Origin of the sequence: Bradyrhizobium sp. F1.13.3, from assembly GCF_040548265.1 — a bacterium.
Classification (GTDB): Bacteria; Pseudomonadota; Alphaproteobacteria; order Rhizobiales; family Xanthobacteraceae; genus Bradyrhizobium.
Genome location: NZ_JBEPRI010000001.1, coordinates 756,974 through 777,489, shown reverse-complemented (window position 1 = coordinate 777,489; position 20,516 = coordinate 756,974). Strand labels below are relative to the sequence as shown.

Below are 20,516 nucleotides of genomic sequence, written 5' to 3'. Positions count from 1 at the left end.
ACAGGGAGCAAGGATGGGACCGCGGGTCAGCACGAGCATATTGGCCGATCGCCTCACAGGCATGATCGGCCCGCGCGCGAGCGTCGCGCGTGGCGTGCTCGATCAGCATGGGCAGAGCGAGTCGCATTATCGCAACCTGCCGCCCGACATCGTCGTCTTCCCTGAAACCACGCAGGAGGTCGCCGAGATCGTCAAGCTGTGCGCGGGCGCGAATATGCCCATCGTGCCGTTCGGCGCCGGGACCTCGCTCGAAGGCAATGCGGCCGCGGTCGCGGGCGGCGTCTGCTTCGACTTCGCACGCATGAACAAGGTGCTGACGGTGCACGAGAGCGACATGGACGTCGTCGTGCAGCCCGGCATCACGCGAAAGCAGCTCAATGCGGAGCTGCGCGGCACCGGACTTTTCTTTCCGATCGATCCCGGTGCCGACGCCTCGATCGGCGGCATGACGTCCACGCGCGCCTCCGGCACCATGGCGGTGCGCTACGGCACCATGAAGGACAACGTCATGGCGTTGGAGGTGGTGCTCGCCGACGGCCGCGTGATCCGGACCGCCCGGCGCGCGCGCAAGTCAGCCGCCGGTTACGATCTGACCCGCATGTTCGTCGGCGCCGAGGGCACGCTCGGTGTCATCACCGAGATCACGCTGAAGGTGCATCCCGTCCCGCAGGCCATCTCGGCCGCGGTTTGCAGCTTCGACAGCCTGCACAACGCCGTGGACACCGCGATCTCCGTGATCCAGTCCGCGATCCCCGTGGCGCGAATCGAGTTGCTCGACGACGTCATGATGCGCGGCATCAACGCCTATGCGAAGCTCGGCTATCGCGAAGCCCCGACCCTGTTCTTCGAATTCCATGGCTCCGAGAGCTCCGTCGCCGAGCAGGCCGAGGCCGCAGAGGCAATCGCCGCCGACCATGGCGGTCACGGCTTTGCCTGGGCCAAGGCACCGGAGGATCGCAGCCGGCTCTGGCACGCCCGCGACAATACGCTCTATGCGGGCCTGGGCCTCCGCCCCGGCGCGCGTGCCGTGATCACCGATGTCTGCGTGCCCATCTCGCGGCTGGCGGAATGCCTCACGGAGACCCGGCGTGAGGCCGACGAGCACGGTTTTACGGCGCCTATCGTCGGCCATGTCGGAGACGGCAATTTCCACATGCTGATCCTGATCGATCCCGCCAGGCCGGAGGAAGTCGAAGGCGCCCAGGCGCTTCAGGCCCGGATGGTCGCCCGCGCCATTGCCATGGACGGCACCTGCACCGGCGAGCACGGCATCGGGCTCGGCAAGATCGACTATCTCACCGACGAGCTCGGCGAGACCGTCGATGTGATGCGGTCGATCAAGACCGCGCTCGACCCTGACGGACTGATGAATCCCGGGAAGATCTTTGCAAGCGGAGCGCGCGCATGAGCACCGCCGCACTGGCCGTCGAGCCCGCAGTCTCCACGCCGCTGCTGGAGCTGCGCGGCATCAGCAAGGAGTTTCCCGGCGTAAAGGCGCTGGACGATGTGTCCTTTGCCGTCTTCCCCGGCGAAGTCCATATGCTGCTGGGCGAGAACGGCGCCGGCAAGTCGAGCCTGATGAAGGTGCTGTGCGGCGCCTATCGCGCCGATGCAGGCGAATTCTACTACAAAGGCGAGCAGGTCGCGATCAACTCGGCCGCGGACGCGCAGAAGCTCGGCATTGCCGTGATCTTCCAGGAATTCTCGCTCGTGCCCCATCTCGATATCGCCCAGAATATTTTCCTCGGCCGCGAGCCGAAGGGCCGCATCGCTGGCACGATCGACCGCAGCAAGATTCTCGCCGACGCCAGGCGTGTGCTTGGCATGATCGGGTTCGAGATCGATCCTTCCACCGTCGTCGACAAGCTGGGAGTGGCGCAGCAGCAGATGGTCGAGATCGCCAAAGCGATCAGCCAGAACGCCCGCATCCTCGTGATGGACGAACCGACCGCGGCGCTGTCCGATCGCGAGACTGAGCTGCTGTTCGCGCTGATCGCGCGGCTGAAGGCCGACGGCGTTTCCATCGTTTACATCTCGCACCGCATGGCGGAGGTGTTCGCGCTCGGCGACCGCATCACCGTGCTGCGCGACGGTCGTCGCATCGACGGCGTTCGCCCGGCCGACGTCACGCCGGACCAGCTCGTCCGCATGATGGTCGGTCGCAACGTCGACATGACCTATCCGCGCAATTTTGCCGACAAGCCCGGCGAGGTGCTGCTCGAGGTCAAGGGCCTGAGCGCCTCCACCGGAATCTCGGACATCAACATCGAGGTGCGCCGCGGCGAGATCGTCGGCCTATGTGGCCTTGTTGGCTCGGGTCGCAGCGAGGTCGCGCGTGCGATCTTCGGCGCCGATCCCGTGACCTCAGGCGAGATTGTCTTCGACAGCAAGACTATCTCCGGCGAGCCTGATCTTGCCGCCCGCCGTGGCATCGCGCTGATCCCGGAGAGCCGCAAGAGCGAGGGTCTCGCGCTGTTGCGGTCGGTGGGTGACAATCTGGTGGTATCGGCGCTGCGAAAGCTGTTCCCGAGCGGTCTGTTCGACCAGCGCCGGGCACAGCGCACTGCCGACGGCCTGATCCGGCAGTTGCGCATTGCGACGCCGGGCGCACGCCAGACCGTCGGCCTGCTTTCGGGCGGCAATCAGCAGAAGGTCGTGATCGGCAAGTGGCTCGCCGCCGGCTCAAAACTCTTTATCTTCGATGAACCGACCCGGGGCATCGACATCGGCGCCAAGGCAGAAATCTTTGCCCTCATCGATCGCCTTGTCGCGGAGGGCGCGGCGGCGCTGATGATCTCGTCCGAACAGGTCGAGATCTGCCATGTCTGCGACCGCGCCTATGTGATGCGCGAGGGGCGCATCGCCGGGCACCTCGCGCGCAACGAGCTGACAGAGGAGAACATCGTGCGACTGGGGATGCATCATGCGTGAGGCCACGGTCGTTTCACAACCGAATCCGCTGCAACGCATTCCCGGCGTTGCCATCGTGCTGGTGCTGCTGATCGCGCTGTTCAGCACGATCGCGCCCGGCTTCCTGTCGGTCGCCAACCTCTCCAACGTGCTGGTGCAGTCGACGATCCTGACCATGCTCGCGCTGCCGATGACCTTGATCATCATGACCGAGGGGCTGGACCTGTCGATGGGCGCGGTGCTGACGCTGACCTCGCTCTGCGTCGCGATTGTCTCGCTCGCCACCCACTCGATGTTGCTCGGCCTCGGCGCCGGGCTACTCGTCGGCACGGCCTTCGGCTTCGCCAACGGCTGGCTGGTTGCCATCGTGGGCATCCCGCCCTTTGTCGCCACGCTCGGCACGCTCGGTATGGCGCAGGGCCTTTCGCTGATCGTCAGCGACGGCCAGAGCGTGGTCGGCATCCCCCACAGTGTGCGCGACATCTATTCGGCGACGCTTCTTGGTGTCCCAGTGCCGATCGTGATGGCGCTGGTGACCTATGCAGCGTTTCACGGCCTCCTCTATCACACCCGATTCGGCACCTACATCTTCGCGCTCGGCGGCAACCGGGAGGCGCTGCGCTATGCCGGCCTGTCACCCAACCGGCTGCTGATCGCGGTCTATGCGATCGGTGGCGCCATGGCCGGCATCGCGGGCCTGCTGATGACGGCGCGGATGAATTCCGGGCATCCAACCGCGGGCCTCGGTCTCGAATTCGATGCGATCGCGGCCGTTGCCGTCGGCGGCACGTCGTTCGAGCGCGGCAATGGCTGGTTGCTCGGCACGGTGCTCGGCGTGCTATCCGTGGGCGTGCTGCGCAACGGGCTGAACCTGATCTCGCTGCCCTCCTCGGTGCAGGTCGCAAGCGTCGGTGTCCTCGTCATCGTCGCGCTGTTCCTCGATGGTCTCAGGAGCCGCGCATGACCGACATCAGCAAAGAGGCCGTCGCGCCGCCCCGCTCGTTCCTGTCGCAGGACGCGATCCAATTGTTCTATCGGCTGCTTGCGGCGCTGCTGATCTGTGCGGTGCTCGCCGTGCTCAGCGATTCCTTCCTGAGCCTCGGCAACATCCTCAATGTGCTGAGGCAGGCGAGCCTGACCTTCTTCATCGCTTCGGGCCTGACGCTGGTGGTGCTGACCGCGGGCCTCGATCTCTCCGTCGGCGCTAATGTCGCGCTGTCCGCCTGCATCGCCGGGACCGTGATCCACAAGACCGGCTCGCCGGCGCTCGGCATCCTCACCGGGCTTGCCTGCGGCGGCCTCGTCGGGTTGCTCAATGGCGTCATGGTCACCGCGCTCCGCATCCCCTCCTTCATCGCCACCTATGGCATGCTCTGGGTGCTGAACGGCCTCACCTATTGGTACATGGCGGGCGAAACCCTTCACGGCTTCCCGGCCGGCTTCCGCCAGATCGGCAGCGGCTATCTGTTCGGCCTGCCGATCCCGGTCTACCTGCTGCTGGTGTTCCTCGGGATCGGAACGCTGTTTGCGCAACGAACGATCTGGGGCCAGGAAATCTATGCGATCGGTGCCAATCCGGTCGCGGCACGGCTCTCCGGCATTCCAGTCGCGCGCCGCCTGCTGCTGGTCTACGCCGTCTCCGGCACCATGGCGGGGCTCGCCTCGATCATCTTCCTGTCGCGGCTCAATTCGGCCGAGGCCGACATCGGCGAAAGCCTGACGCTGCCCGCGATCGCCGCCGTGCTGATCGGCGGCACATCGCTGTTCGGCGGCGTCGGCACGGTGTTCGGCACCTTCATCGGCGCACTGATCCTGACGCTGGTGCTGAACGGCATGAACCTCTTGTCGGTCAGCGCCAACTGGCAGCCGCTGGTCACCGGCATCATCGTCATTCTCGCGGTCTGGCTCGACATGAAGACCCGGCGCCGCGCGCAATGAGTTCTTGAACGACCAACAAGCAAAACGAGGGATGGAGGCAACATGAAACAGAAACTGGGTTATTTGGCGCTACCGCTGCTGATGGCGGCCGCGCTCACCACGCAAGCGCGAGCGGACGGCGAGACCATCGCCGTCTTCACCAAGAACCAGACCAACCCGTTCTTCCAGACGGTGCGGGTCGGCGCCGACAACATGGCGAAGACGCTGAACGCGAAGACGCTGCAGTATATCCCGACCAAGCCCGACAGCATTCCCGAGCAGCTCAGCCAGATCGAGGACGTCGTGGTGAAGAAGCCGAGCGCCATCGTCTTCACGCCGGTCGACTACAAGGCGATGGTACCGGGTGTCGAGAAGATCAACGACGCCAAGATCCCCGTCGTCAACATCACTGATCGCTCCGCCGGCGGCAAGTTCCTGTCCTTCGTCGGCGCCGACGATTACAGCCTCGGGCTCGAGACCGCGCGCTTCCTGCTCAAGACGCTGGGCGGCAAGGGCAACATCGTCATCATCGAGGGCGTCAAGGGCTCGCTGACCAATGTCGATCGCGTCCGCGGCTTCAACGACGCGCTGAAGGAAAATGCCGGTGCGAAACTGCTGGCCTCGCAGCCCGGCAACTACCAGCGGCTCCAGGCGCTCCAGGTGATGGAGAATCTGATGCAGTCGAACGCTCAGATCGACGGGGTGCTCGCCGCTAACGACGCCATGGCCGTCGGCGCGATCGAGGCGCTCGACGGCGCCAACCGCAAGGCGCAGGTAATCGGCATCAATGGCACCAAGGAAGCGATCGACGCGATCAAGTCCGGCAAGCTGCTCGCGAGCGGTGACTACAACGGATTTTTCCAAGGCTGCCTTGGCACCATGATGGCGATCCGCTCCTTGCGTAACCAGCCCGTCATCGCAGAGATCGTGCTGAGGCCAACCGTCATCACCAAGGACAATTACCAGCCGTTCGACGTGCCGCTGGAGCAACGCAGCTGCCCGACTTTCGAGGAAGCCAGCAAGCTTGGCGGCAAGTAACCAAGCGCACCCATCACGACAAGCCCGGACGGCCGCAGCCGCGGCCGTCCCAAGAAAACGAGACATAAACGGAGACCATCATGCTGTTCGCCATTCACGCCCTCGACCGCGCCGGCGCGCTACCGACCCGGCTCGCCAATTACGACGCCCACAAGGCTTTCCTGAGCGACACCTCGCGCTTCGGCGTCAAGATCGTGATGTCGGGGCCGCTGGTCTCTGACGACGGCGAAAGGATGATCGGCAGCCTGTTCCTGATCGAAGCCCAAAGCCGCGCTGAAGTGGAAGCCTTCAACCGAGCCGATCCGTTTGCCGCGGCCGACATCTGGGACAAGGTCACGATCACCGGCTTCCTGCGCCGCCAAGGTTGAGGGCGGCTAAACAAAAAACGCGAAAACAACCCCATGCACAGTAGAATGAGGTTGTTTTTACACATGAATTTTCGTCGCAAACGCTTTTGACTCGTCGGGCAAAACAGGAGCAGAGTGGCATCCTCGCCCGATAGTCGCCCCTGCACCTCAATCCGGAGCTTTGCCGCCCGCCCAACGGCTAGCCGCTCGCCACCGCCGCCGCTTCTTCGAGATGACAGGCCACCCACTGCTCGGGTCCAGCCGCGCGCAATGTCGGCTCCTCGGTCCGGCAGCGATCGAACACGAGCGGGCAACGGGTGTGGAAGCGGCATCCGCTCGGCGGGTTGATCGGGCTCGGCACGTCGCCCTTGAGGATGATCGGATTGCGCTGGGCACCCGGCTCCGGCAGCGGGACCGCCGAAAGCAGCGCCTTGGTGTAGGGATGCTTTGGCGCTGCGAAGATCTCGTAGCGTGGCGCCACCTCGACGATCTTGCCGAGATACATCACCGCGACGCGGTGGGTCATGTGCTCGACGATCGCGAGGTCGTGGCTGATGAACAGCAGCGCCAGGCCGAACTCGCGCTGGAGATCCTGCAGCAGATTGACGATCTGTGCCTTGACCGAGACGTCGAGCGCCGAGACCGCCTCGTCGCAGACGATCAGCTCGGGCTCGGCGGCGAGCGCCCGCGCGATGCCGATGCGCTGACGCTGGCCGCCGGAGAATTCGTGTGGCCTGCGGTTCAGCGCCTCGCGCGGCAGGCGCACGGTGTCCATCAGCGCCGTCACGCGGGTTTCGAGGTCGATCGCGGATTTGGCGAGGCCGAAATTGCGGATCGGCTCGGCCAGGATGTCGCGCACGCGCATGCGCGGATTGAGGCTCGAGAACGGGTCCTGGAACACCACCTGCACGCGGCGGCGCATCTGGCGCATCGTGCTCGGATGGGCGTCGTCGATGCGCTGGCCGTCGAGGATGACCTGCCCTGACGTGATGTCGAACAGTCGCAGGATCGCACGGCCGACCGTCGATTTACCGCAGCCGGACTCGCCGACCAGCGACAGCGTCTCGCCGCGCGCGATTTCGAACGACACGCCGTCCACCGCATAGACCCATTCGGACTTGCGGCTGAACATGCCCTTTTTGACCGGAAAGTGTTTCTTGAGGTCGTTGACCTGGAGCAGCGGGGGACTCATGCCGCGACCGCTCCCTTGGCCGCATAGTGGCAGGCCGCGACGTGACGTGGCCCCTTCTCTTCGAGCCCCGGCGCGTACTGCCGGCAAAGATCGGTCGCGAGCGCGCAACGTCCGGCGAACACGCAACCGACGATGGGCTTGCGCAGATCAGGCACCTGTCCCGGGATCTCTGCAAGCCGTCTCGCGGTGCCGGTCAGCGACGAGCCGAGCCGCGGCACTGCGCCGAGCAGGCCTTGGGTATAGGGATGACGCGGCGAACGGAACAGGTCCGCCACCGGCCCCTCCTCGACCTTGCGGCCGGCATACATGACCATGACGCGTTCGGCGATCTCGGCGACCACGCCGAGATCGTGGGTGATCAGGATGATGGCTGCGCCAACCCGGTGCTTGAGATCCAGCATCAATTTCAGAATCTGCGCCTGGATCGTCACGTCGAGCGCGGTGGTCGGCTCGTCGGCAATCAGAAGCTTTGGATTGCAGGCGAGTGCAATGGCAATCATGACGCGCTGGCGCATGCCGCCGGAAAGCTGATGCGGATATTCGCGCACGCGGCGCTTCGGCTCGGGAATGCCGACCAGCACCAACATCTCGATGGCGTGCGCCTCTGCGGCTTCCTTATCCAGGCCCTGGTGGATCATCAGCGTTTCGCGGATTTGACGCCCGACGGTCAGGACCGGGTTGAGGCTGGTCATCGGCTCCTGAAAAATCATCGAGATGTCGTTGCCGCGAATGGCGCGCATTTCGCGATCCGACATTTGCAGCAGGTCCTTGCCCGCGAAGCGGATGCTGCCGGCTATTCTGCCCGGTGGTTCCGGGATCAGCCGCATCAGCGACATTGAGGTCACCGACTTGCCGCAGCCGGACTCGCCAACGATGGCGAGCGTCTCGCCCTCGTTGACATGGAACGACACACCGTCCACCGCGCGGTTGATGCCGCTGGGCGTGCGGAAGTGTGTTTGCAAATTCTCGACTTCGAGCAGTGCCATCGCGATCAGCCCCTCGCCATCAGAGGCTCTTGGCCATGCGCGGATCGAGCGCATCGCGAAGGCCGTCGCCGAGCAGGTTGACGGCGAGCACGGTGACGGACAGGAAGGCCGCCGGAAAGAACACGATGTAGGGCTTGACCTGCCACAGCGCCCGCCCCTCGGCCATGATGTTGCCCCAGGACGGAATGGTCGGCGGCGTTCCCGCGCCGATGAAGGACAGGATCGCCTCCGTGATCATCGCGCTGGCGCAAATGTAGGTCGCCTGGACCAGCATCGGCGCCACTGTGTTGGGCAGGATGTGGCGCAGGATGATCATCGGCGTGCGCGTGCCGCAGGCCACCGCCGCATCCACGTAAGGCTGCTCGCGCAGCGACAGCACGACACTACGGACAAGACGGGAAACACGCGGAATCTCGGCGACGGTGATCGCGAGAATGACGTTGCCGACGCTGCCGCGTGTCAACGCCATCAGCGCGATCGCCAGCAGAATCGGCGGGATCGACATCAGGCCGTCCATGAAGCGCATCAAGATGCCGTCGGCCCAGCGGATGAAACCGGAGACGATGCCGATGGCAAGACCGACCGCGGAGGCGAATATCGCAACCGAGAGCCCGACGGTGAGCGAGACGCGCGCGCCGAACAGCACGCGTGAATAGATGTCGCGGCCGAGGACGTCGGTGCCAAACCAGTAAAGCGCCGACGGTGCGCGGGTGCGCTTGGCCGGCGCAAGTGCGGTCGGATCCACCGTTCCAAGATAAGGCGCAAAGATCGCGATCAGGACGAGGATCAGCAGCAACGTGCCGCCGATGGCAACGGTGGGATGGCCGCGCAGCAGCCCGATGAAGCCGCGCCGGATCGTGACCGGCCGGAGGATCTCAGGCAGTTGCGGCGCGAGGACGAAGCCCGCCGGCAGCGCTTGCGGATTGACGGTCGTGTCGGTCAATAGCGGATCCTCGGGTCAACGAGCGTATAGGTGACGTCGATCATCAGATTGACGAGGACGTAGACGAAGCTGAACAGCAGCACGATGCCCTGGATGACGGGATAATCGCGGCGCAGGATCGCGTCGATCGTGAGCCGGCCGAGGCCGGGAATCGCAAACACGCTTTCCGTGACGACCGCGCCACCGATCAGGAGCGCGATGCCGATCCCGATCACCGTGACGATCGGCACCGCCGCGTTCTTCAGCGCGTGGACGAACAGGATGCCACCCTGCCCGAGGCCCTTGGCGCGCGCGGTGCGGATATAATCCTGCTGCAGCACTTCGAGCATGGTGGCGCGCGTGATACGCGCGATCAGCGCGATGTAGACACAGCCGAGCGCGATCGCCGGCAGGATCAGGTTTTGCAGCCAGGGCCAGAAGCCTTGGGCGAGTGGCGTATAGCCCTGCACGGGAAGCCATTCGAGCTCCAGCGCGAAGACGTAGGCGAGGACATAGCCGACAACGAAGACCGGGAGCGAGAAGCCGAACACGGCAAAGGCCATGATGGCCCGGTCGATCAGGCTTCCCGCCTTCCACGCCGCCAGCACGCCGAGCGGCACCGCGACCACGATCGTGAGCAGGAGCGTGACCATCATCAGCGACAGCGTCGGCCCGAGACGCTGCCCGATCATGGTCGAGACCGGCAGATTGGTGAAGATCGAGGTGCCGAGATCGCCGTGCAGAATGCGCCAGACCCAGCTGCCGAACTGGATCAGGAAGGGTCGATCGAGGCCGAGGCTCTGACGGATGCGCTCCACATCCTCCGGACTTGCCTGATCGCCCGCGATCACCACGGCGGGATCCCCCGGCGCGATGTAGAGCAGGCTGAACACGAACAGCGCGACGATCGCCATCACTGGCAAGGTCGAGGCGATACGCCGGAGGATGTAGGAGAGCATCTGGCTTCAGCGCAAGGTCATGCGGATTTCGACACGCCCCAGAAGAACGGCAGCGGCCCTTTCGTGATGCCGGAGACGTTCTTGCGCCAGGCCGTGTAGCTGAGGAAGAAGCCGGTCGGCGCGTAGACGACGTCCTCGAGCGCGACCTTGTTGAGGCGAGCGACCGCGGCCTTCTCCTCGTCGAGGTTCTTGGCCTCGAACCAGGACGTGACCTCCTTCTCGGTGCCGGGGCTGTTCGGCCAGCCGAACCAGGCCTTGTCGCCGTTGGCGCGAATGGCGGTATAGGGCGCCGGATTGATGCAGTCCGAACCCGCATGCCAGGTGTGGAACATGTTCCAGCCCCCCTGTCCAGGCGGCGTCTTCTGCGCGCGGCGGGAGCCGACCGTACCCCAATCGGTCGCGACGAAGTCGACATTCATACCGAGCTTCTTCAAGAGATCGGCGGTCACATCGCCGAACGCCTTGGTGATCGGCTGATCCTGCGCCACCAGACACGTCACCGGCTGGCCGGAATAACCGCTCTCGGCGAGCAGCTTCTTGGCAGCGTCGAGATCGCGCTTGCCCTTGAGGACCTCGCCGCCCGCCTCGGTGTAGAGCGGCGTATCCGGCGTGAAGAAGCCGGGGAGCGGCTTCCACAGCGAATTATCGTCGCCGACGAGCGCACGCATATAGTCTTCCTGGCTCATCGCCATCAGCACTGCGCGCCGCGCCCGCACGTCGTTGAAGGGCGGATACAGGAAGTTCATGCGGAACGAGCCGACATTGCCGAGGGGGTCGCCGATGTCGACGCTGATGTTCTTGTTCTTCTTCAGGACCGGGACGAGGTCCGCGATCGGGTTCTCCCACCAGTCGATCTCGCCGTTCTGCAACGCGGCCGCAGCGGTCGCCGGATCCGGCATCACGATCCATTCGACGCGGTCGATCAGCATCTGCTTGCCGCCAGCGAGCCACGACGACTTTTCCTGCCGCGGCAAATAGTCGGCGAACTTCTCGAACACGGCTTTCGCGCCGGGGACCCATTCGCCCTTGGCGAACTTCATCGGCCCCGAGCCGACATAATCGCCGATCTGCTTGAACGGGTCGGTCTGCGCAATGCGCTCCGGCATGATGAAGGCGCAAGGCGAGTTGTTCTTGCCAAGCGCATAGAGCATTTTCGGGAACGGCTGCTTCAGCACCCATTTGAAAGTGCGATCGTCGACAGCGGTGAGCTCCTGCTGCAGCGCCTTGAGCATCAGCCCCATCGGATCGCGCGCTGCCCAGCGGGTGAGACTCGCAACGACGTCCTTGCTCCGCACCGGCTCGCCATCATGGAATTTGAGTCCCGGCCGCAATTTGAACGTCCAGGTGGTGCCATCGTCGGTCACTTCCTCGGATTCGACCATCTGCCGCTGGGGCTGGAGCGCGGAATCGACGCCGTAGAGCGTATCCCAGACCAGCGCCGCGGCATTGCGCACGACATATTGCGTGCCCCAGATCGGGTCGAAATTGGCGAGATTTGCTTGCGGCACGAAGCGCAGGGTGCGCGCGGAGGCACCTTGTGCGATCGCCGGGGCCGAAAGGCCGCTCAATGCCAGACCGCCCGCGCCGGCCAGTCCCTTCAATACGGTCCTGCGATCCATGAAATCCTCCCAATAGTGCCGTGATGCCGGCCATCGTTGGCCAAGAACAGGTGAAACCAGAGCTCATTGGCGTGCAAATGGTATGCCACTAACCGGGCCTTCGCCAGCGGGAGATCCGCACCATTTGGACCGGTCGAGACCTCAAAGCGCGGCCGCCAGTACCGGGCCGGTCTCGATATGCGGGATCGCCTCGACCAGCTTGCGCGTGTAATCGGTCTTGGGATTGTCGAACAGCGCCCGGCTCTCGCCCTGCTCCACGATGCCGCCATTGCGCAGCACGATGGTGCGGTCGCAAAGCATGCGCACCACGTTGAGGTCGTGGCTGACGAACAGCAGCGCGATGTCGTTCTCGCGCCGCAGGCGGTCGAGCAGTTGCAGCACCACGGCCTGCACGGAGACGTCGAGCGCGGCGGTCGGCTCGTCCAGCACCAGGAGCCGCGGCCGGCAGGCGATGGCGCGGGCGATGCCGACGCGCGCCTTCTGGCCGCCGGAGAGCTGATGCGGAAAGCGCGGCAACAGATCCAGCGGCAGCCCCACACGATCGGCGCAGTCTTCCACCCGCTTGCGCAGCGCATCGCCCCCACGCATGCCGTCGAGCCGCATCAGGGGATGGGCGATGCAATCGAAGGCCGTGAAGCGCGGGTTGAGGCTCTCGTTCGGATCCTGGAACACCATCTGGATGTCTTTGCGGAAGCGCGAGCGATGGAAGTCACGCGACGCCACGTGGCCGATCGACTGCCCGTCGAACACGATCTCGCCCTCGCTCGGATCGATCAGGCGGCAGATCATCCGCGACGTCGTGCTCTTGCCGGAGCCGGATTCGCCGACGAGGCCGACGCTCTCGCCGCCAACCATCGTCATCGAGAAATCCGCCACCGCCGCAGCACCCTCGTCGAAGCGTTTTGCGAGCTTGCGCACTTCCAGCAGCGGTGGAGTCCCGTGGGCGAGCTCCTGCCTAGGCCTGCTGACGACAGCTGCATGGCGCTCCCGCTCCTCTTCCGTCACGAGGTCCTCGATTTGGGAGGTCGCAGTCGGCGACGCCGCCACCAGACGCCTAGTATAGGCGTGCTGCGGCGCGCCGAACAGCGTCCTCGGGCTTGCCTCTTCGACGATGCGACCGCGCTCCATCACCGCGATACGGCGACAATATCGCGCCGCTAACCCGAGATCGTGCGTGATCAGGATCGTCGCCATGCCGCGCGCGGCGGCAATCTCCGCCAGGAGATCCATCACCACTTTCTGCGTGGTGACGTCGAGGCCGGTCGTCGGCTCATCGGCGATCAACAGCGCGGGATTGCAGGAAACCGCAATCGCGATCATGACGCGCTGGCACATGCCGCCGGAGAGTTCGTGCGGATAGGCGTTCATCCGCGTTTCCGGCTCGCGGATCTGGACGGCACGCAATAGCTCCAGCGCCTCGGCGCGGGCGGCATCCTTCGATATCCGCTTGTGAGTGAGGATCGCGTCCGCAATCTGCAGACCGATCGCGCGGATCGGGTTGAGCGCGGCCCGCGGGTTCTGGAAGATCATGGACATGGCGGCGCCCTGGAGCTGACGGAGATCGTCGCCCCTGAGCTTTGTGACGTCCTGGCCGCGAAACAGGATTTTTCCGCGAGTGACGCGCCCGGCTGAATCCAGGAGTCGCGTTGTGGCAAACCCGGTGACCGACTTGCCCGATCCGCTCTCGCCGACGAGGCCGAGCATCTCGCCGGCCTCGACCGCGAGCGTGACGCCGCGCACGGCCTCGACCAGTCCACGCCGTGTCGAGAACGAGACGTGGAGATCGTCAATCTCGAGGAGCATCTCGCTCATGTGCGCATGCGCGGATCGAGAATGTCCCGCATCCCGTCGCCGAGAAGGTTGAAGCACAGCACGGCCATCATCAACGCGAGGCCCGGAAAGGCCACCAGCCACCACCGCCCCGTCGAGATGAAGCGGGCGCCCTCCGCGACCATGATGCCCCATTCCGGCGTCGGCGGCTTGACGCCGAGGCCGATGAACGACAGGCCGGCCGCATTGAGAATGGCCCAGCCGAGGTTGAGCGAGATCTGCACCGCCATCGCCGGCAGGATGTTCGGCAGCAGGAAGCGCAGCACCACTGAGAAATGGCTCTCGCCGCAGGATCGCGCCGCCTCCACCCAGCCGACATTGCGCCGGACGTTGACCTCGGCGCGCGCGAAGCGGATGTAGAAGGGAAGATTGATGATCGCGGTCGCGATCACGATGTTCTCGATCCGGTTGCCGAGCGCCGCAACCATCGCCATCGCCAGCACGAACAGCGGAAAGGCCATCATGACGTCGACGAAGCGGCCGACCGAACGGTCGAGCCTGCCGCCGGCATAGCCGCAGAAAGAGCCGACGACGGCGCCGATCACGAAAGAGATTCCGACCGCCGAGACCGCGATGGCAAGGTCGAGCCGGGCCGCAACGACGAGGCGGCTGAACACGTCGCGCCCGAGTTGATCGGTGCCGGCCAGATGCGCCGCGCTCGGCGGCTGCAAGGCCTCCGAAACATTGGAGACGACGGGATCATAGGGCACCAGCCACGGTCCGAAGATCGCGACCAGGACAAACAGCAGGACACCCGCCGCGGCGACACCGGTCAGCGGGTTGCCGCGCAAAATCCAGACCGAATGGCGGAGGGTTGCGCTCGTCATCCGATCGACACCCTGGGATCGGCGATGCCGTAGCAGATGTCGACCACGAGATTGACCAGCACGAAGATGCCAGCCATCAGCAACACGAAACCCTGGACCGGCGCATAGTCGGACGACAGCAGCGCATCGAGCGCGTAGGAGGCGACGCCCGGCCAGGAGAACACCTTCTCCACCAGGACGTTCGCGCCAAGCATGGTCGAGAACACGATGCCGGCAATGGTGATGACGGGAAGGATCGCATTGCGCAGCGCATAGGTGACGACGACCTTCTGCCAGGACAACCCGACCGAGCGCGCGGTGCGCACGAAATCGCTGCCGAGCGAGACCAGCATCGAGGCTCGTGTGATCCGCGCCAACGGCGCGATCACGAACAGGGCCATGCTCACGGCCGGCAGGATCAACTGCTTGCAGGCCGCCCACCAGCCCTCGATGTCGCCCGCGAGCAGGAAATCGACCGACAGAAACCCGGTGCGCTGCGGCGGCAGCGAGGTGAAGACGTCGATCCGCCCGGTCGGATCAGGCGCAAGACCGAGCAGATAGTAGAACACATAGATCAGCAGCAGGCCCGAGACGAAGGTCGGCACGCAGACGCCGAGCGCGCAGAACAGTCGCACGCCGTGATCGACCAGCGATCCCGGCTTCAAGGCGGCGATCACGCCGAGCGGCACCGCCGCGATCAGCGCGATCAGGAGCGCCGTGAAAGTGAGTTCGAGCGAGGCCGGCAAACGCTCGCGCAAATCTTTGAGCACCGGCTGCCCCGTCATCATGGAGCGGCCCAGATTGCCGCGGCCGATGTCGGACAGATAGAACACGAGCTGCTCCGGCACCGACTTGTCGAGCCCCATCTGTTTGCGGATCTGCTCGATCTCCTCCTTGCCGGCATTGGGCCCCGAGGCGAAGAACACCGCGGGATCTCCGGGGAGGACCCGCATCAGCAGAAAGGTGAAGACCAGCACGCCGAACAACGCCGGCAGCGACGACAGAAGCCGCCTCCCCGCCCGCGCCACCGTCGCACCAAGTCCGGTCATCACCTTTCAGAGCCTCTGGCTTGCGGACATCACTTGCGGCTGACGTCGCGATAGTCGACCTGACGATGGAACTCGTAGGTATAGCCCTCGATCGACGATGCCATCACGGCGTCCTGGTTCGGCTGCCACAGCGGGATCTGCGGCATCTCGCTGAAGTGGATCGCGTTGAGCTTGCGGCCATCCTCCTCGTATTTGGCCTTGTCGGGCTCGAAGCGGGCCTCCTGCGCGATCGCGGCCAGCTCGGGATTGTTGATCGAGCTGTAATTCCAGCGCTGATTGCCGGTGTAGAAGTTGCGGTAGAAGTAATCGGTCGAGGGCAGCCAGGCGACGATGCCTTCCGTGAACAAGGGCAGCTTCTTTTCGTTGATCTGCGTCGACATCTGCGCATCCGGCAGCTTCTGGATGTCGACCTTGATTCCGATCTTGGCGAGCGATTCCTTCACAAGAGCCGCCATCGGCTCCGCGGTCGAGGCCTGGCCGACGTTGAAGCTGAAGGTAGTCGAAAAACCCTCCGGGAGGCCGGCGGCCTTCAGATATTCCCTCGCCTTGTCGAGATCGGTCTTCACCGGCGCCTGGAACGGATAGATGCCGTTCAGCGGCTTGCCATCCGGCCAATTCGCACCGAACAGCGGGGCCCCGCGGCCGAACAGGGCCGCCTTGAACATGTCCTCATAGGGCAGCGCGAAGGCGATGGCTCGGCGGACATTGACGTTGTCGAAAGGCGGGATCTGGTTGTTCATCGAGACGAAGGTGATCGAATTGTATTGCGGCGTCGAGACCACCTTGAGCTTGCCCTTGGCCTCCAGCGACTGCACGTCGCTGGCCTGGAGATCGACGACGAGATCGGCGTCGCCGCGCTCGACCAAATTGGCGCGGGTCGCGGGCTCCGGCACGGACTGCACGATCACGCGCTTGAAAAACGCCGGCTTGTCGGGCGAGCCGCGGTTCCAGGCCTCGTTGCGCTTGATGATCACCTGCTCGCCGGGCTTGAAGCTCTCGATCACGTAAGCACCGCTGCCGGCAGTGTGCTCCTTCAGCCAGGCGGTGGCCCAGGGATCTTCCGGGGTCGCATGCTCCTTGGCAACCTTGGAGTTGATGATCAGCGGGTAGACCGTAGCGAGATTCGGCAGCGCGAGCTTATCGGGTTTCGGCAGCGTCACCTCGATCGTGAGGGGATCGATCACCTTGAACTGGTCGGCCGACGTCAGCGATCCCGTCAGCAATTGCGCCTTGCCGAGGATCGGAGCGGTGACGCAGCGATCGAGCGACCATTTCACGTCCTCGGCGGTCACGGGCGAGCCGTCCTGGAACTTGGCGTCCTTGCGCAGACGGAATGTCAGCTTCAGTCCGTCCGGGCTGACGTCGTAGGATTCGGCGAGTTCGCCGGTGATCTTGTCGAGATCGAACACCCATTTGCCGTTGAGCTGCTTGCGGCCGAACGCCACAAGGCGGTCGTAAGTGCTCATGCTCAGCGCGAAGGATTCGCGCGTCGAGCCCGGAATGTTGGGATCGAGCGTGTTGACGGATGCGCCGGTGACATAGCGCAGCGTCTCGGCCCTGGTTTGCGCTTGCGAAGGCGCTGCGGCGATGAGCAACAACGCGGTGGTGGCGAGCACGGAGGATACCGACCTGAAAGACACAAAACGCATTTGTTTTCCCCAAAAATCTCGACAAGAACGCCAGCAAGGCAGGTTAAGAAACAAGCAAGTTGCGCGCCAGTCTTATGATGCGCTCTTGTGGACGCTTTGTCGCGGCGGCGCATGGACGATCATCGCGATTCCTCCATGTTTCGCGCTGGCCGCGTGACCACGGCCTGCGGCACGTCATAGGCGCGGAGCGAGGCCCAGTGTCGTTCGACATCGGCACGAAACAGACCGCGCGTCAGTCCGTTCACCAGCTTCGGCACCGCGGTCGTCATCGCGTTGATCGACGATCCCGACGGACCAAAACTCATGGTGGAGGCGATGGCGAAGAGATGGATGTCTGAGATCCACGGCGTCTCGCCCGCGATACGTTCGGTGAAGGCGTAGTCGTCGGCGAGATAGGGAAAGCGGCCAAGCCGCGCGTTGCGCTCGCTTTCCGGGGGCTGGTAGCGGTCGGCCCAGGTTGCGATATTGCCTGCGAATGTGGCGAGCTCGGCGCGCTCGGCAAAGTTCATGTCAATGCCGGTGCCGCAGATGACGAAATCCGTTGCGATGACGCCGCGCGGCGTCTGCAATTCGATTCCCTTGCCGGTCTCGCGCGCGGCCTCGATCGGCGCGCCCTCGTGCAATGTGAAATTGGCGTGATTTGCGCAGCGATCGTAAGTTGGCTGCGGAAAGCCTTCGCGCATCTCGAGGATGGTGCGCATGAAGCGCCAGCGCCAGGCATCGTCGAGATCGCTGAGATGGCGCAGAAAGCCGCGGAAGGTCAGCCAGCGATAGGGCTGGATCAGCTGGATCTGTGCCCTCCGACACAGCAGATGCACTTCCGCCGCGCCCGCTTCCAGCGCAGTTGCCGCATTATCGAAGGCAGATGCGCCGGCGCCGATCACGGCGACGCGCTTGCCGCGAAGAGTTTCGAAATCAATGTCGTCGGCGACGGTTGCGACCGAGCTCACCGGCAGAAGGCTCAGCGGTTCGGGGATCATCCAGTTCCCCATCCCCTCCTGCCCCGTCGACAGCACGATCTTGCGCGCATGGAGCGTCTCGACGCCATCGCCATGCTTCACGCGTGCGGCCAGCAAACCATCCGCCGCCGGCCGGATTTCCAGAAGCTCGCTCCCGTTGCGCACGGGCAAGCCGATCGTGCGCCGCAACCAGAGCAGATACTCAGCCCAATGCTCCCTCAGGATTAGGTTCAGTGTCTGCCAGGCGTCCCTGCCGAAGCGGGCCTCGTGCCATGACTGGTAGGTCAGGCTCGGGATGTCGAGGTCAGGTCCTGTATAGTCTTTCGGGCTGCGCAGCGTCGGCATGCGGGCATAGGTGAGCCACGGGCCTTCCATCCCCTCCTCTGCCTTGTCCAGCACCAGGATGTTGCTGACGCGGGAGCGCATCAGGCCGAAGCCGATGGCGATGCCGGATTGGCCGGCGCCGACCACGAGCACATCCAGCGCAGGCTTGCCGTCCGGTCCTGTCTTCGGTTCGAGCCAGGCGGCACCGGGATGCGCGATCCGCGCGAGATCGGCGCGAACCTTCGTTTCGAGCTCTGTCAGCGCATCACTCATGCCGCGAGCCAGCCTCCGTCGACCACCATCACGGTGCCGGTCGTGAACGAGGACGCATCGCTTGCGAGGTGAAGTGCGGTCTGCGCGATCTCCTCGGCCTGGCCGAACCGCTTCATGGCGTGGCGATTGCGGGAGCCTTCGCACACCTCGTCCGCATTGGCATGACGGGCAAAGCTGCGGCGAAGCATCGGCGTGTCGATCGCACCGGGCGCAATCGCGTTGACGCGAATGCCGTCGGTCGCAAAGTCCACCGCCATCGTTCGGGTCAGGCTGACGATCGCGCCCTTGGCGGCGATATAGGCGCTGTTGCCCTTGCCGCCGGCAATCGCAAGCTGCGATGCCAGCGTAATGATCGAGCCGCTGTTCTGCCGCTGCATCTGCGGTACCGCCGCTCGCGCCCACAGCCAGGTGCCACCGACATTGGTGCGGAACACAGCATCCCAATCGGCGGGACTGGTGGTCAGCACCGTGCCGCCGCAGGAAAAGCCGGCGGCGGTCATGAGGATATCGAGCCGGCCGTGCCGTGCCACCACATCGTTTGCAACGGTCTCGGCGAAATCGGCATCGCCGACGTCGCCAACATGCGTCATGGCCTCGCCAACCAGGATCAGCGTCTCCTCAAGCCCTGCGGCATCGCGATCGACCAGAGCGAGATGCGCGCCCTCCTCCGCGAACAGCTTCGCGCTGGCACGGCCGATGCCGGAGCCGGCTCCCGTAACGATGGCCGTGCGCCCCTGCAGCCGCATGTCAGATCCACTCCTTGTGCTGCGTCAGCCAGGCGCTCATCGCGGCCGCCGACTCGGCGCAGCCGAACCGCGCCCGCCAGCCGAATTCATCCGCCATCCGCGTCACCGACAGCGGCGCGCGATACGGTCCATGCAGCTTGATGACGGTTTTCTCCCCAGGCGCCGCGAGCCGGCATTGCAGGCCGGGATGCAACGCCGCAAAGGCCTCGCCCCATTGCAGCGCAGGCCATAGCCCACTGCTGGAGATGTTGTAGAGCCGATGGTGGGGCCGATCGGCTTCAATCAGCAGTGCCACTGCCTCGGCCGCATCCGGCGCGTAGATCCAGTCCCTCATGCCCGCTTCGGGCATGATCGCCGCCTCCCCGCGGGCGAACGCAGCCAAGATCTGGAACTGGAGGCTTGGCGTGTCGCGCACCGAACTCGGTCGCTCCCACGGTCCGAACAGGGCGCTCAGCCGTACGCTCAGGAAATCGCCGCCGAAGAGTTCGGCATGGCGCGCGACAGATCGCTCCGACGTGAACTTGCTGATGGCATAGAACGAGACTGGATCGCAGGGCGTTTCCTCGTCGAGAATCTCGACCCGCGCGCCCGCGGCGCCGTAAGCCGATGCCGACGAGAGATTGACGACCCGGCGCACGCCGTGACGGATGGCGGAGAGCAGGATCGGGATCTGCGCCATCACGTTGATCTCGATAACGCGCGCGGTCGACACTCTCTCCAGTTCATCACCGGCGGTAATCGCCGCGCCGAGCACGATCGCATCAACGCCTTCGGCGATGAGGGCATCGATGGCATCTGCGTCGGTGATATCGCCCTGCACGGCTTTGAGCCGGGCGCCGTAGTCGGCAAGAGATCGCCGTGCCGAACCGGGCAACTCTGCACGGTCATACAGCGTCACGTCATGCCCGCGCGCGAGCAGCGCCTCCGCAATGTTGAGGCCGACAAACCCCGTGCCGCCGAAGATGACAATCTTCATCGCGCGCGATCCGC

General features: G+C 64.7%; 18 protein-coding genes. 6 read left to right on the top strand and 12 right to left on the bottom strand.

The annotated features are described in order from the left end of the window. Nucleotides 1–13: 13 nt before the first annotated feature. The 6 genes from ABIB66_RS03490 (at nucleotide 14) to ABIB66_RS03465 (ending at nucleotide 6,233) form a co-directional block, all read left to right on the top strand. The gene (locus ABIB66_RS03490; RefSeq protein WP_354254136.1) at nucleotides 14–1,408 is read left to right on the top strand and encodes an FAD-linked oxidase C-terminal domain-containing protein; all 1,395 of its coding nucleotides are present in this window, start codon (nucleotides 14–16) and stop codon (nucleotides 1,406–1,408) included. Then, nucleotides 1,405–2,931 (top strand): sugar ABC transporter ATP-binding protein, encoded by a 1,527-nt coding sequence (locus ABIB66_RS03485; protein WP_354254134.1) that lies wholly within the window; start codon nucleotides 1,405–1,407, stop codon nucleotides 2,929–2,931. The genes ABIB66_RS03490 and ABIB66_RS03485 overlap by 4 nt, the downstream gene beginning before the upstream one ends. Continuing rightward, nucleotides 2,924–3,874: an ABC transporter permease gene (locus ABIB66_RS03480; protein ID WP_354206503.1), complete on the top strand. Its 951-nt coding sequence runs from the start codon at nucleotides 2,924–2,926 to the stop codon at nucleotides 3,872–3,874. Before ABIB66_RS03485 ends, ABIB66_RS03480 begins: the two co-directional genes overlap by 8 nt. Next, nucleotides 3,871–4,848 carry an ABC transporter permease gene (locus ABIB66_RS03475; RefSeq protein WP_354055878.1) on the top strand — a complete coding sequence of 326 codons (978 nt, stop codon included), beginning with the start codon at nucleotides 3,871–3,873 and terminating at the stop codon, nucleotides 4,846–4,848. The genes ABIB66_RS03480 and ABIB66_RS03475 overlap by 4 nt, the downstream gene beginning before the upstream one ends. A 42-nt stretch (nucleotides 4,849–4,890) precedes the next feature. Then, the gene (locus ABIB66_RS03470) at nucleotides 4,891–5,865 is read left to right on the top strand and encodes a sugar ABC transporter substrate-binding protein (RefSeq protein WP_354206506.1); all 975 of its coding nucleotides are present in this window, start codon (nucleotides 4,891–4,893) and stop codon (nucleotides 5,863–5,865) included. An 80-nt stretch (nucleotides 5,866–5,945) separates the two neighbouring features. After that, nucleotides 5,946–6,233: a YciI family protein gene (locus tag ABIB66_RS03465; protein ID WP_275167576.1), complete on the top strand. Its 288-nt coding sequence runs from the start codon at nucleotides 5,946–5,948 to the stop codon at nucleotides 6,231–6,233. 178 nt (nucleotides 6,234–6,411) lie between these two features. On the opposite strand, the gene ABIB66_RS03460 is transcribed toward ABIB66_RS03465, so the two are convergent. The 12 genes from ABIB66_RS03460 to ABIB66_RS03405 form a co-directional block, all read right to left on the bottom strand. Continuing rightward, entirely contained in the window at nucleotides 6,412–7,404 is a 993-nt protein-coding gene (locus ABIB66_RS03460; RefSeq protein WP_275167577.1) for an ABC transporter ATP-binding protein, read from the bottom strand. Then, nucleotides 7,401–8,390, bottom strand: a complete 990-nt coding sequence (locus ABIB66_RS03455) for an ABC transporter ATP-binding protein (RefSeq protein WP_354100821.1) — start codon at nucleotides 8,388–8,390, stop codon at nucleotides 7,401–7,403. The genes ABIB66_RS03460 and ABIB66_RS03455 overlap by 4 nt, the downstream gene beginning before the upstream one ends. A gap of 19 nt (nucleotides 8,391–8,409) precedes the next feature. Beyond that, nucleotides 8,410–9,333, bottom strand: coding sequence for an ABC transporter permease (locus ABIB66_RS03450; protein ID WP_354055885.1), 924 nt, complete (start codon nucleotides 9,331–9,333; stop codon nucleotides 8,410–8,412). Continuing rightward, nucleotides 9,330–10,271 carry an ABC transporter permease gene (locus tag ABIB66_RS03445; RefSeq protein ID WP_106942294.1) on the bottom strand — a complete coding sequence of 314 codons (942 nt, stop codon included), beginning with the start codon at nucleotides 10,269–10,271 and terminating at the stop codon, nucleotides 9,330–9,332. The genes ABIB66_RS03450 and ABIB66_RS03445 overlap by 4 nt, the downstream gene beginning before the upstream one ends. Before the next feature lie 17 nt (nucleotides 10,272–10,288). Then, on the bottom strand, nucleotides 10,289–11,890 hold the full coding sequence (locus ABIB66_RS03440; protein WP_354055887.1) for an ABC transporter substrate-binding protein: 1,602 nt from the start codon (nucleotides 11,888–11,890) through the stop codon (nucleotides 10,289–10,291). Nucleotides 11,891–12,031: 141 nt separating this feature from the next. Then, nucleotides 12,032–13,702 carry a nickel ABC transporter ATP-binding protein NikE gene (gene nikE / locus ABIB66_RS03435; RefSeq protein WP_354206510.1) on the bottom strand — a complete coding sequence of 557 codons (1,671 nt, stop codon included), beginning with the start codon at nucleotides 13,700–13,702 and terminating at the stop codon, nucleotides 12,032–12,034. Beyond that, nucleotides 13,699–14,547, bottom strand: coding sequence for an ABC transporter permease (locus ABIB66_RS03430; protein WP_007608569.1), 849 nt, complete (start codon nucleotides 14,545–14,547; stop codon nucleotides 13,699–13,701). Before ABIB66_RS03430 ends, nikE begins: the two co-directional genes overlap by 4 nt. Continuing rightward, nucleotides 14,544–15,578 (bottom strand): ABC transporter permease, encoded by a 1,035-nt coding sequence (locus tag ABIB66_RS03425; protein ID WP_473317811.1) that lies wholly within the window; start codon nucleotides 15,576–15,578, stop codon nucleotides 14,544–14,546. The genes ABIB66_RS03430 and ABIB66_RS03425 overlap by 4 nt, the downstream gene beginning before the upstream one ends. A gap of 26 nt (nucleotides 15,579–15,604) precedes the next feature. Then, nucleotides 15,605–17,224: an ABC transporter substrate-binding protein gene (locus ABIB66_RS03420; RefSeq protein ID WP_354254132.1), complete on the bottom strand. Its 1,620-nt coding sequence runs from the start codon at nucleotides 17,222–17,224 to the stop codon at nucleotides 15,605–15,607. Nucleotides 17,225–17,343: 119 nt separating this feature from the next. Then, a complete protein-coding gene (locus ABIB66_RS03415; RefSeq protein WP_354254130.1) occupies nucleotides 17,344–18,780 on the bottom strand; it encodes an NAD(P)-binding domain-containing protein in 1,437 nt (478 codons plus the stop codon). Then, complete coding sequence (locus ABIB66_RS03410; protein WP_354206518.1) at nucleotides 18,777–19,526, bottom strand: SDR family oxidoreductase; 750 nt, start codon at nucleotides 19,524–19,526, stop codon at nucleotides 18,777–18,779. The genes ABIB66_RS03415 and ABIB66_RS03410 overlap by 4 nt, the downstream gene beginning before the upstream one ends. A 1-nt stretch (nucleotide 19,527) precedes the next feature. Beyond that, on the bottom strand, nucleotides 19,528–20,502 hold the full coding sequence (locus ABIB66_RS03405) for an NAD-dependent epimerase/dehydratase family protein (RefSeq protein WP_354206520.1): 975 nt from the start codon (nucleotides 20,500–20,502) through the stop codon (nucleotides 19,528–19,530). Nucleotides 20,503–20,516 lie beyond the last annotated feature (14 nt).

Bases quoted from the DNA above. Each gene is read 5' to 3' on its own strand.
- ABIB66_RS03410 (WP_354206518.1), bottom strand. From the start codon at position 19,526: ATGCGGCTGCAGGGGCGCACGGCCATCGTTACGGGAGCCGGCTCCGGC.
- ABIB66_RS03460 (WP_275167577.1), bottom strand. From the start codon at position 7,404: ATGAGTCCCCCGCTGCTCCAGGTCAACGACCTCAAGAAACACTTTCCG.
- ABIB66_RS03430 (WP_007608569.1), bottom strand. From the start codon at position 14,547: ATGACGAGCGCAACCCTCCGCCATTCGGTCTGGATTTTGCGCGGCAAC.
- ABIB66_RS03475 (WP_354055878.1), top strand. From the start codon at position 3,871: ATGACCGACATCAGCAAAGAGGCCGTCGCGCCGCCCCGCTCGTTCCTG.
- ABIB66_RS03445 (WP_106942294.1), bottom strand. From the start codon at position 10,271: ATGCTCTCCTACATCCTCCGGCGTATCGCCTCGACCTTGCCAGTGATG.
- ABIB66_RS03415 (WP_354254130.1), bottom strand. From the start codon at position 18,780: ATGAGTGATGCGCTGACAGAGCTCGAAACGAAGGTTCGCGCCGATCTC.
- ABIB66_RS03480 (WP_354206503.1), top strand. From the start codon at position 2,924: ATGCGTGAGGCCACGGTCGTTTCACAACCGAATCCGCTGCAACGCATT.
- ABIB66_RS03465 (WP_275167576.1), top strand. From the start codon at position 5,946: ATGCTGTTCGCCATTCACGCCCTCGACCGCGCCGGCGCGCTACCGACC.
- nikE (WP_354206510.1), bottom strand. From the start codon at position 13,702: ATGAGCGAGATGCTCCTCGAGATTGACGATCTCCACGTCTCGTTCTCG.
- ABIB66_RS03440 (WP_354055887.1), bottom strand. From the start codon at position 11,890: ATGGATCGCAGGACCGTATTGAAGGGACTGGCCGGCGCGGGCGGTCTG.
- ABIB66_RS03420 (WP_354254132.1), bottom strand. From the start codon at position 17,224: ATGCGTTTTGTGTCTTTCAGGTCGGTATCCTCCGTGCTCGCCACCACC.
- ABIB66_RS03490 (WP_354254136.1), top strand. From the start codon at position 14: ATGGGACCGCGGGTCAGCACGAGCATATTGGCCGATCGCCTCACAGGC.
- ABIB66_RS03485 (WP_354254134.1), top strand. From the start codon at position 1,405: ATGAGCACCGCCGCACTGGCCGTCGAGCCCGCAGTCTCCACGCCGCTG.
- ABIB66_RS03470 (WP_354206506.1), top strand. From the start codon at position 4,891: ATGAAACAGAAACTGGGTTATTTGGCGCTACCGCTGCTGATGGCGGCC.
- ABIB66_RS03405 (WP_354206520.1), bottom strand. From the start codon at position 20,502: ATGAAGATTGTCATCTTCGGCGGCACGGGGTTTGTCGGCCTCAACATT.
- ABIB66_RS03455 (WP_354100821.1), bottom strand. From the start codon at position 8,390: ATGGCACTGCTCGAAGTCGAGAATTTGCAAACACACTTCCGCACGCCC.